This is a genomic window from Micromonospora sp. NBC_00821 (assembly GCF_036347035.1).
Taxonomy (GTDB): domain Bacteria; phylum Actinomycetota; class Actinomycetes; order Mycobacteriales; family Micromonosporaceae; genus Micromonospora; species Micromonospora hortensis.
Genome location: NZ_CP108880.1, coordinates 1,180,087 through 1,190,860, shown reverse-complemented (window position 1 = coordinate 1,190,860; position 10,774 = coordinate 1,180,087). Strand labels below are relative to the sequence as shown.

The 10,774-nt window shown below is 71.7% G+C and carries 4 protein-coding genes; all 4 read right to left on the bottom strand.

Going from position 1 to position 10,774, the window contains the following annotated elements; all coding sequences use genetic code 11:
- Positions 1 to 4 precede the first annotated feature (4 nt).
- The 4 genes from OHB44_RS05610 to OHB44_RS05595 are packed head-to-tail and all read right to left on the bottom strand — an operon-like array spanning position 5 to position 9,836.
- Positions 5 to 559 (bottom strand): DUF6817 domain-containing protein, encoded by a 555-nt coding sequence (locus OHB44_RS05610; protein WP_112582443.1) that lies wholly within the window; start codon positions 557 to 559, stop codon positions 5 to 7.
- Positions 556 to 1,527, bottom strand: a complete 972-nt coding sequence (locus tag OHB44_RS05605) for a TauD/TfdA family dioxygenase (RefSeq protein ID WP_238686090.1) — start codon at positions 1,525 to 1,527, stop codon at positions 556 to 558. Before OHB44_RS05605 ends, OHB44_RS05610 begins: the two co-directional genes overlap by 4 nt.
- A 39-nt stretch (positions 1,528 to 1,566) precedes the next feature.
- Positions 1,567 to 9,612, bottom strand: coding sequence for an amino acid adenylation domain-containing protein (locus OHB44_RS05600; RefSeq protein ID WP_330439782.1), 8,046 nt, complete (start codon positions 9,610 to 9,612; stop codon positions 1,567 to 1,569).
- Entirely contained in the window at positions 9,612 to 9,836 is a 225-nt protein-coding gene (locus OHB44_RS05595) for an MbtH family protein (protein ID WP_112582509.1), read from the bottom strand. The genes OHB44_RS05600 and OHB44_RS05595 overlap by 1 nt, the downstream gene beginning before the upstream one ends.
- Positions 9,837 to 10,774: the final 938 nt, after the last annotated feature.

Sequence of the window (10,774 nt, the reverse complement as noted above, 5' to 3'; positions counted from 1 at the left end):
GCGTCTACTCGTTTCCAGCGAGGGCGAGCGGAGCGAACCCGTAGGCGCGCTCCAGGGCGGTACGGACACTGTCCGGCAGATAGCGGCGCATGGCGTCGAACTCGCGGGCGCGGCTGAACTTGCTGGACTCGGCGAACCGGGGACGTTGCTCCAGCCAGTTCGCCACCGTCAGGGCGGCGAGGTCGGCGTACTGGCCGGCGCTGACACCGACGCAACCGCCTGAGCGGTCCTCGAGCAGGAACGGCGGGCCGTCGAAGGCGGCGTCGAAGAGGGCGCTGCGGGTGACGGTGCCGAACAGGTACGCCAGCGTCTCCGCCTCCGCACCGATCAGCTCCCGCACGGCGGGCCGCAGCTCGTGCGGGATCGCGCCGGTCGGGAAGATCTCCGTGCCGTACACCGAGTGGAACAACCCCGCGTCGCACAGCTCCTGCCGCGACCCCCACTGGGCCAGCAGGTCGTGCACGCCGCGCAGGTGCGCCAGCAGGTTGGCCTCCGAGTGCGCCAACTCGGCCACCCCGTGCGACTCCAGGAAGGCGATCTTCTCGGCGAGCCCGCTCACGCCCCCTCCCGACTGCCGTACGACCCGGTCATCGCCACCAACGTCTTGCGCGACCCGGTGAAGCTGGACCGGCCGTGCGCCATCGCCATGTTGTCGACGACCAGCAGGTCACCCTGCTGCCAGGGGAAGGCCAGGGACTCCGCGTCGAACGCGGCGCGGATGGCCGCGAGGTCGGCGTCGGTGATCGGGCTGCCGTCGCCGAGGTACGCGTTACGCGGCAGGTCCTCCTCGGCCAGCAGTTCCAGCAGCGCCTCCCGGGTGGCCTCGGGCAGGTTGGAGACGTGGAACAGGTGGGCCTGGTTCATCCAGACCGTCCGCCCGGACACCGGGTGCACGGTGACGGCCTGGCAGGTCTCGGTGGTCCGCAGCGCGCCGTCGTCGAACCACTCGTAGGTGATGCCCCGCTCGCGGCAGAACTCCTGCACGGCCTCCCGGTCCATCCCGGGGAACGTCTCCTGCCAGGACACCCCGAGACCGACCCGGTAGTTGCGCACGTACCGCACACCGTGCCGCTCGAAGCGCTCGCGCACCTCGGCGGGGATGCGCTGCCAGACGGCGTGGCTGTCGGCGAGCGGGGTCTCCCCACCGGTCTGGGCCGGGATGTTCGAGTAGAAGAACAACCGCCGGGGCCACACGCTGGTGTACGCCATCTCGTTGTGCAGCGGGATGACCTCGCTGGCCGGGTACTCGGTCGAGGTGTACACGTCGCCGACCTTGCTGCGCGGCGTGGACCGGTAGGTGTACTCGGCCATCTCCTCGCCGAAGACCTTGACGAAGGCGGAGAAGGCCGGCGCGTCCGGGGCGTCGAACCCGCGCAGCAGGACAGCGCCGTGGCTGTCCAGTCGGTCGTTGATCAGGTCGAGGTGCTCGGTGGCCCATCCCGCCGGCGAGATGCCGGGCGAGGTGGCCTCGATGCAGGCCACCCGGTTGCGCTCCGGGAACAGGCAGCTCTCTTTCACGTGGTCCATGTCGGAGGTCCTTCCGCGTACGTCGGGTCTTGGTCCGGGTCAGTCGGCGTCCGGCCGGACGAACGACCGGAGGGCGGCCAGGGTCAGGGCGGCGAGCCGCTCGATGCTCTTCCGCTCGTTGAGGTTGCTGCTGTACTTCAGGTGCAGGCTGAGCTCACCGTCGGCGAACCGCGCGAACACCTGGAGCCGGTGCATGCGTTGCAGCTTCGGCATCGGCCAGAAGTCGTCCATGGCCGGCCCGAGCAGCGGCGACTCCTCGGGCTCGTGGGCGAACTCGCCCCAGTTGTTGAGCAGGATGTCCGGCTTGCCGAGCGGGGCGAGCGCGTCCGCCACGTCCGGATGCCCGCCGAGGTAGCGCAGCAGGCCGAAGGCGAGGCCGCGCCGGGGCACCGCCTCGATCTGCTCGCGGACCGACTCCAGCAGCGCCCTCGGGCCGGGCTTCTCGGGTCGGCGGACGAGCCGGGGTGAGGTCATCGAGAACCGGCCGATGGCACGGGACAGGTCGAGGTCCTGACCGCCCATCTCCCGACCCCGGGCGACGAGGTCGACCAGGATCGACGACTGACCGGACCAGTCGGTGAAGCCCTGGAGGGTGGCGGCCAGCAGCGCGTCGTTGACGCTCAGGCCGTACTCCTGCGGCACCAGCCGGCGCAGCGCGGCGGTCTCCTCCGCGTCGAGCCCGACCACCACCGTCTCCTCCGACGACATGCAGTCGTCTCCGTCGGGGTGGTCCAGCGGCCAGGTCGGGACAGGTTCCTTGGCAAGCGCCGTCCAGTACGCGATGTCCTCGGTCAACTCCGTGCCACGGGCGAGCGCGTCCAGGTTGCGGGACCATTCGGCGAACGACGCCGTCGACAGCGGCAGGCGCGGCTCCTCGCCGGCCTCCACCGCCTGGTACGCGGTCTGGAGATCCGCCATCAGGACGTCCCAGGAGCTGTTGTCCATCAACTGGTGGTGGACGATCACCACGAGCAGCTCGGGACGGTCGGCCCCGAAGCGGACCAGGGCGACCTGGAGCAGCGGCCCGTTCTCGATGTCGAGCTTGCGGTGCAGGGTGCGATCGAGGCGCCGGAAGGCGACCTCCTGGTCCGCCGGGTCGAGGGCGGACAGGTCCACGCTGGTGAACGGCGTGGGCTGGTACGCCTCGTTGACCCGGACCGACAACCGGCCACCGGCCCGGGGGAAGCTGATCCGCAGCGAGTCGTGATGGGTGATCACCGCCGCCACGGCCCGCTCCAGCAGCGCCGGGTCGAGTGACCGCATCGCCTCGAACATGAAGATGTGCGTGTACTTGTGCGGGTCGGCGAAGTTCCGCTCGGCGAAGGCCACGTGCGACGCGACGAGCGGCACCCCACCGGGGTGCGTACGGCGGCTTTCGTCACCACCCGCACCGGCGGTCGTCGACCCACCGGCAACGGACGCGAGGCCGGCGATGGTGGGGTGCGCGATGAACTGCGCGGGCGTGATCACCACACCCGCCTTACGGGCACGATCCACCACCCGGATCACGTGCAGCGAGTCCCCACCCAGGGCGAAGAAGTTGTCCTCCGGACCCACCGACGGCACCCGCAGCACCTCCCGCCAGATCCCGGCCAGGACCTCCCGCGCCTTGTCGGCCGGCGTCTGCGCGTCGGTAGCGACCGAGGCGAGCGCGGCGATGGTGGGGTGCGCGATGAACTGCGCGGGCGTGATCACCACACCCGCCTTACGGGCACGATCCACCACCCGGATCACGTGCAGCGAGTCCCCACCCAGGGCGAAGAAGTTGTCCTCCGGACCCACCGACGGCACCCGCAGCACGTCCCGCCAGATCCCGGTCAGGATCCCCTCCACCGGTCCACGCCGGGTCTCCGCGGTGGCGGTGGCAGCGGCGGTGGCCGGAGCCACGGTGGGGGTCGGTGCCGACAACGTGGCCCGGTCGACCTTCCCGTTGGGCAGCCGGGGCAGGCGGTCGACGAGCGCCACCGTCGGCACCATGTAATCCGGCAGCCGCTCCCGCAGCGCCGCGCGTAGGTCGTCGGTGGAGAGCGCGGTACCCGGCCGCAGCGCCACGTGGGCCATCAGCCGCCGGTCGTCCGCCCCGTCGTCGTCGCAGAGCACCACGCACTCGCCCACACCGTCCAGGGCGGACAGCGCCGAGGCGACCTCGTCCGGCTCGACCCGGTGACCCCGGATCTTGACCTGGTCGCCGATCCGGCCCAGGAACTCCACGGTGCCGTCCGGCAGCAGCCGCCCCCGGTCACCGGTGCGGTAGAGCCGGTCGCCCGGCGCGCCCAGCGGATCGGGCACGAACCGCTCGGCGGTCAACGCGGCGTCCCCCAGGTAGCCGCGGGCCAGGCCCGCACCACCGACGACGATCTCGCCGGGCAGGCCGGTCGGCACCGGCCGCAGCCTCTCGTCGAGTACGTACAGCCGTGCGCCCGGGATCGGCCGACCGAGCGGCACCACCGCCTCGCGGCCCGCCCGGTCGATGCGGACCTCCGCCACGGCGACGATGCCCGTCGTCTCGGTCTGGCCGTACATGTTGACCAGCCGGGGCGCGGTCCCCGGCGCGTTGCGGATGGCCTCGGGAAGTTCGTAGCGCAGCGGCTCGCTGGCGGTGAGCACCACCTGTGGCCGCCACCCGCCGGGCGAGGTGAGCGCCGGCAGCAGGACCCGCAGGTACGACGGCACCAGGTCCAGCACCTGCACGCCGTGCGCGGTGACGAAGGTGAGCAGTGCCAACGGGTCGGCCAGGTGCGCGCGCCCGGCGACGACCACGTGGCCGCCCAGCGCCAGCGGAACGGCGAACTGCCGCACAGACGACGAGAACGCGAACGACGCGGTGTGCAGGAACACCGGCTCGTCGGGCAGGGCCAGCGCGGCCGGCAGCCCCTCCAGGTACGCGGACAGCCCGCCGTGGGTCACCACCACACCCTTGGGGAGCCCCTTGGTGCCGGAGGTGTAGACCACGTAGGCCGGGTGCTCCGGTCGCAGCGCCGGTGTCGGCCGGGGGCCCACCGGGGCCGGCAGGTCCTCGATCGTCACCACCTCGCCCGCGCCCTGGGGCGTACGACCCGCCAGGTCGCGCGTGGTGAGCGTCATCGTCGGCCGGGCGTCCGCCACGATCGCCGCCAACCGCTGCGCGGGGTACGCGGGGTCCAGCGGCACGTACGCGGCACCTGTCTCCAGGACCGCCAACGCCGCCACGACGACGTCGACGCCCCGGTCGAGGTGCAGGGCGATCGTCGTTCCCGGGCCCGCGCCGCGTTCGGCGAGCACCCGGGCCAGGTCACCGCTGCGGCGGTGCAGGTCGCCGTAGGAGAGGGTCGTCTCGCCGCTGGTGACCGCCGGAGCGTCGGGTCGGCGTCGCGCCTGCTCGCCCACCCGGGCGGTGAGCGTGCGGTGCGCGGCGCCAACCGGCAGCGCCGGACCGTGCGCGAGCGCGTCGAGACGCTCCCGCTCGCCCGGCAGGAGGGGATCCACGTCGAAGACGCGCTGGTCGGGGTCACCGACCAACCGGTCCATCAGCACCCCGAGGCGGCTCATCATCGCCTCGACGGTGCCCGCGTCGAACAGGTCGGTGCTGTACTCGGCGTGCCCCTCGATGCCGTCCCCGTTCTCCCACAGGTCGATCAGCAGGTCGAAGCGGGCGGTGCACTGCTCGTTGTCGATCGACGTGAGGGTGAGGCCGGGGCCCGGGTCGGGTAGGCCGCCCGGGGCGTTCTGCAACGCGAAGCGCACCTGGAACAGCGGTGAGTGGCTGAGGCTGCGGGTGGGCGCCACCGCGTCGACGACCATCTCGAAGGGGACGTCCTGGTGGGCGTACGCGCCGTGCGCCGTGCTGCGGACCCGCCGCAGCACCTCGCGGAAGGTGGGGTCGCCGGAGAGGTCGACCCGCAGCGCCAGGGTGTTGGCGAAGAACCCGACGAGCTTCTCCAACTCGGTGCTGGTGCGGTTGGCGACGGGCGTACCGACGGTGATGTCCCGTTGGCCACTGAGCTGGGCCATGAGCACGTCGAAGCCGGCCAGCAACGCCATGAACAGGGAGACCTTCTCCCGCCGGGCCAGGTCGGCCACCGCCCGGGATCGCTCGGCCGACCAGCTGATGTCATGGCGCGCTCCGCGGAAGGTCTGCACCGCCGGTCGCGGCCGATCGGTCGGCAGGTCCAGCGTGGGTACGCCGTCGAGCTGCCGCTTCCACCAGTCGAGCTGGTCGTTTAGCTCGGCGCCGATCAGCCAGGACCGCTGCCAGAACGTGTAGTCCACATAGGTGTGTGTCAGCTCGGGCAACGACGACGGCTGCCCCTGGGCGATCTCCCGGTAGAGCGTCACCAGGTCGTTCAACACGATGTTCAGGGACCAGCCGTCGGAGACGGTGTGGTGCAGCGTCAGCAGCAGCACGTGCGAGTCGGGGCGTACCCGCACCAGGGTGCCGCGCAGCAGCGGCCCGGCGGCCAGGTCGAACGGAGTGCGCCCCTCGGCGTCGAAGAGGGCGGCCAGCCGACCCTCCGGGTCGGCGTCGCCCTGCACGTCCACCTCGGCGTACGCCACGGCGTCGACGGGCAGGAACTCCTGCACCGGTTCGCCGTCCACGGACGGGAACCGGGTGCGCAGCCCCTCGTGCCGGGCCCACAGCGCGCCGAAGGCCACCCGCAGCGCGTCCGCGCGCAGGTCACCGTCGAAGCGCAGCGCGAGGGGCACGTTGTAGAACGCGCTGTCCTCGGCGAGCCGGTTGAGGAAGTACAGGCGTCCTTGCGCGTGCGACAACGGCACCGGGCCGGTCCTCGGGACGGCGACGAGACCGGGCCGGGGGGCCCGCCCGCCGAGCGCCTCGATCCGGGTCCCCAGGTCGGCCAGCGAGGTGGACTCCAGGAACACCGCCAGCGGCAGCTCGATTTCGAGCTTCTTGCGCAGCCGGGCCATGGCCCGGACCGCGAGCAGGGAGTGCCCACCCAGGTCGAGGAAGTTCGCGTCCCGCCCGATCGACTCGACCGGCCGCCCCAGCACGTCGGCCCACACCTCGGCGATGGCCTCCTCCAGCCGGCTCTCCGGAGCGGCCAGGGTGGGCGCCGGCTCGGCCGCCGTGGGCGCGGGCAGGGCCGCCCGGTCCACCTTGCCGTTGGCGGCCAACGGCAGCGCGTCGAGCGGAACGACGACCTCCGGCACCATGTAGTCCGGCAGTTCCGCGCGCAGCGCGTCACGCGGGTCGTCGGCCATGGAGTCCCCGGCCGCTGTGACGTACGCGACCAACCGCTCCTCACCAGGCCGGTCGGTTCGCAGCAGGACCACCGCCTCGCGGACCTGCGGCAGCCGCGTCAGGGTGGCCTCGATCTCCGCCAACTCGACCCGGTACCCCCGGATCTTCACCTGGGTGTCGATCCGGCCCAGGCAGTCGAGCTCGCCGTCGGGTCGTACCCGGACGAGGTCGCCGGTGCGGTACATGCGCTCCCCCGGCGTCGGGGCGAACGGGTCGGGCAGGAACCGCCCGGCGGTCAGGTCCGGCCGACCGTGGTAGCCACGGGCCACACCGGCACCCGCCACATACAGCTCACCGACCGTGCCGGGCGGCACCGGCAGCAGGTTGCCGTCCAGCACGTAGAGCCGCGTGTTGGCGATCGGACGACCGATCGGCACCACACCGGACAGGTCGGTGCCGTCGTGCACCTCGTGCACGCAGCAGCCGACGACGGTCTCGGTGGGCCCGTACTCGTTGACGATGCGCAGGCCCGGAGCCCGGCGTCGCCAGGCGGCGGCGGTGGCGCCGTGCAGCGACTCGCCACCGACGATCAGGTAGCCGTCCGCAGCGATGGTCCGGCTCGGAACGGCCCGGTCCAGCGCCTCCAGGTGGGCCGGGGTGAGCTTGACCAGCCCGAGGTCCAGGTCGCTGCCGAGCAACTCGGTGAGGGTCTCCAGCTCGGTGCCGTCGGCGACGAGCACCACCGGACGCCCGGCCAGCAGCGGACAGAACAGCGTCGTCACCGACAGGTCGAACCGCAACGGCGAGACCAGTGGCGCGCCCCCGCCCTCGGCCACCCGGTACGCCCGCAGGCTCCACGCCAGGTAGTTGGTCAGGCCGCGGTGGGTGACCACCACACCCTTCGGTCGCCCGGTCGAGCCCGAGGTGTAGATGACGTAGCAGGCGCTGTCCGGGTGCGGACGCGGCAGCGGCGGCAGGTCGGTGGTGGCGTCCTCGTCGCCGTCGGGCAGCAGCACCGACACGTCGGTGTCCGGTAGGTCCGCGACCCGGCCCGCGCTGGTGACGACCACCCGCACCTCGGCGTCGGTGAGCATGAACCGCACCCGCTCGGCGGGCTCGCCCACGTCCAGCGGCACGTACGCGCCGCCGGCCCGGAGGGTGGCCAGCACGGCCGTGACGAGGTCGACACCACGGTCCAGGAAGAGGCCGACGCGGGTCTCCGGTCCCACACCGTGCCGGCGCAGCCGCGCGGCGAGGGCGTCGGCCCGGCGGTCCAGCTCTCCGAATGTGACAGTCAGGTCGCCGACCAGGAGCGCGGGCGCGTCAGGGGTACGGGCGGCCTGCCGAGCGAACAGCTCGTGCGCGGGCACGTCACCGAGGAGAGGGTCCTCGGTGCGGTTGCCGTCCACGACCGCCGCCCGGGTCTCCTCATCGGACAGAAGGCGGGCCAACCCGACCGGGGCGTCCGGCGTGGCGGTCAGACCGACCAGTAGAACGCCGAGGTGAGCGGCCATCCGCGCCACAGTTCGCTCGTCGAGGATGTCGGTCGCGTACTCGGCCACCCCCCGCAGCCGACCGTCGGCGTCCGGCCACACCTCGACCGTCAGGTCGTGCTTGCTGATCGGCAGGTGGTGTTCGACGGCCGTGACCCGCAACCCCGCCGCCTCGGCCTCCAACGCCTGGTCCTCGACGAGGGCGAACATCACCTGCGCGAGGGGCGTGTGGCTGAGGTCGCGCTCCGGGTCGACCGCCTCCACCACCGTGTCGAAGGGCACCTCGCCGTGCGCCATGCCCTGCTGCACGAGATCGCGGACCCGTCCCACCAGGGCCCGGAAGGTGGGCGCGCCGGAGGTGTCGACCCTTACGACGATCGAGTTGACGAAGGAGCCGACCATCGTCTCCAGCTCGACCCGGGGGCGGTTCGCCACCGGGGTCACCACCGAGACCTCGTCCTGGGCCGCGTACCGCGACATCAGCGCGGCGAACCCGGCGAGCAGCACCATGAACGGGGTGGCCCGCTCATCCTGGGCCAGGCGAGTCACCGCCTGCCACAGGCCGTCGGGCAGGGCGAAGCGGTGCCGCTCGCCCCGGAAGGACTGCACGGGCGGGCGGGGACGGTCCAACGGCAGGTCGATGACGGGTACCGCGCCCGCCAGTGCCCGCTTCCAGTAGTCGAGGCCCTCGGCCAGCTCGGCGGCCCGGTCGGGACGGCTCTCCCAGGCGGCGTAGTCCGCGTACTGCACGGTGAGGGGCGCGAGCCGGGGAGCCCGGTCCTCTGCCCCGGCGCGGTACAGCTCCAGCAGCTCATCGATGAGCAGGCTGACCGACCAACCGTCGCAGATGCTGTGGTGCAGGGTCAGCACCAGCACGTGCGCGGTGGGGGTCTGCCGGAACAACGCGGCGCGAGCCAGTGGCCCGACGGAGAGGGAAAACGGACGACTCGCCTCGTCGCGTACGGCGGCCAGCACCGCCGCGTCGTCGACGGGCAGTGGGCGCGGGGTGAGGTCCACCTCGATGTCTCGCAGGATGCGCTGCACCGGGTCGCCCTCGTTCGCCGCGAACACGGTCCGCAGCGCCTCGTGCCTGTCGACGAGGGCGCGCACCGCGTCGGTGAGCACGTCGAGCCGGAGTGCGCCGGTCAGGCGTAGGGCGGTCGGCACGTTGAACATCGCCGAGCCGGGGACGAGCTGGTCCATGAACCACAGCCGGCGCTGTGCCGGGGAGACGGGCAGGTCGCCCCCGCGCGGCACCCGGGCGAGCGCCTCGGCCGGCCGGGGGCGCCGGCCGCCGAGACGCTTCTCGAACAGGGCCCGCTTCGAGGGCGACATCGAGTCGAGGCGTGACCGGCCGGGCGAGAGCCCCGCGCCGTGCGGCGCGGGGCGGCTGGCACTCGCGTCGGTGGTCATCAGGCCACCTCCCGAGCGGCGCTCTCCAGGTGCGTCACGAGGCTGCGCGGCCGCATGTCCGTCCACTCGGTGGTGACGTGGTCCAGGCAGGACGCGCGGTCGGCGGGCCCGTGGGTCACCGTCCAGCCGGCCGGCAGGCTGAGCGACTCGGGCCACAGCGAGTGCTGCCCCTCGTCGTTCACCACTACGAAGAAGCATCCGTCGGGGTTGTCGAGAATGTTCACGTCTTCCTCACTCTGCGCCTGGTCCCAGGACCCGACGGGGAAGCGCTGAACCGGCACGGCGGCCAGGCAGGGACCACGGCGGTCAGACCTGCCAGCGTCGAAGTCGGGACGCGCGTCCCCAGATCGGGCGTCGTCAACTGTCGTTTGCGGAGACTTTTGCTATGCGTCGCTCAGAGGACGTGCGGGGTTTCGCCGCCGCGTGTCTCGCTATCGGATTCCACCACGGCCACGGCCGGCCACCTGCACGTTAATCGGCTATCCGACCCGAAGCCGAGGGCCCTTTGCGGACGCAACCCGGTCGATGTCAAGCAGATTCTGGCAAGCCACGCTGAACCCACGTCGCGCTCCCCCCCGAAGTTTGCGACCCAACAGCGTTCATGAATGTAAACGCAAGCGAGGCACAGAAAACCATCAGACACGGAGCGTGTCAAGACCCTTGCCTGCCGCTGAAGTTCAGCATGCCAACCGGGACGTATTTATGACAAATACTCCGCAGATGGTTGGTCGACCGGGTACGCCGCCAGGCCCGCCGGCGTACCGTCGGGCGGGGCTGCTGGCGGTCGGGCGAGACGGCCGAAATCGGCCAGAAATGCGTTGCCGCCAACGCATCTGCGCAGAACAGGAGCATTGCCGCCTACTCCGTGCGGCGTGCGGACCGATCAACGACGACGCCACCGTCCAGGCTGGACGCGGCGCGTCGGAAAAATCACTTGCCCGGACGGGCAGGATCATTCATCGCGGAACTCGTGACCAGAGTCCGACACGGAGACGAGTTTCACTCGACAGGCGGAAAGAACGACCGATCATCCATTGGCCGAGCATCCGAATGGCTGGACAACAGTCAATGTAATGGTTATTAACGCACCCAAGGCGAGGCACGACAGAGAGCGTTGGCGTCGCCGAATCGCAGCTCCCGCGAAGCCGTCGACCATCCGAGC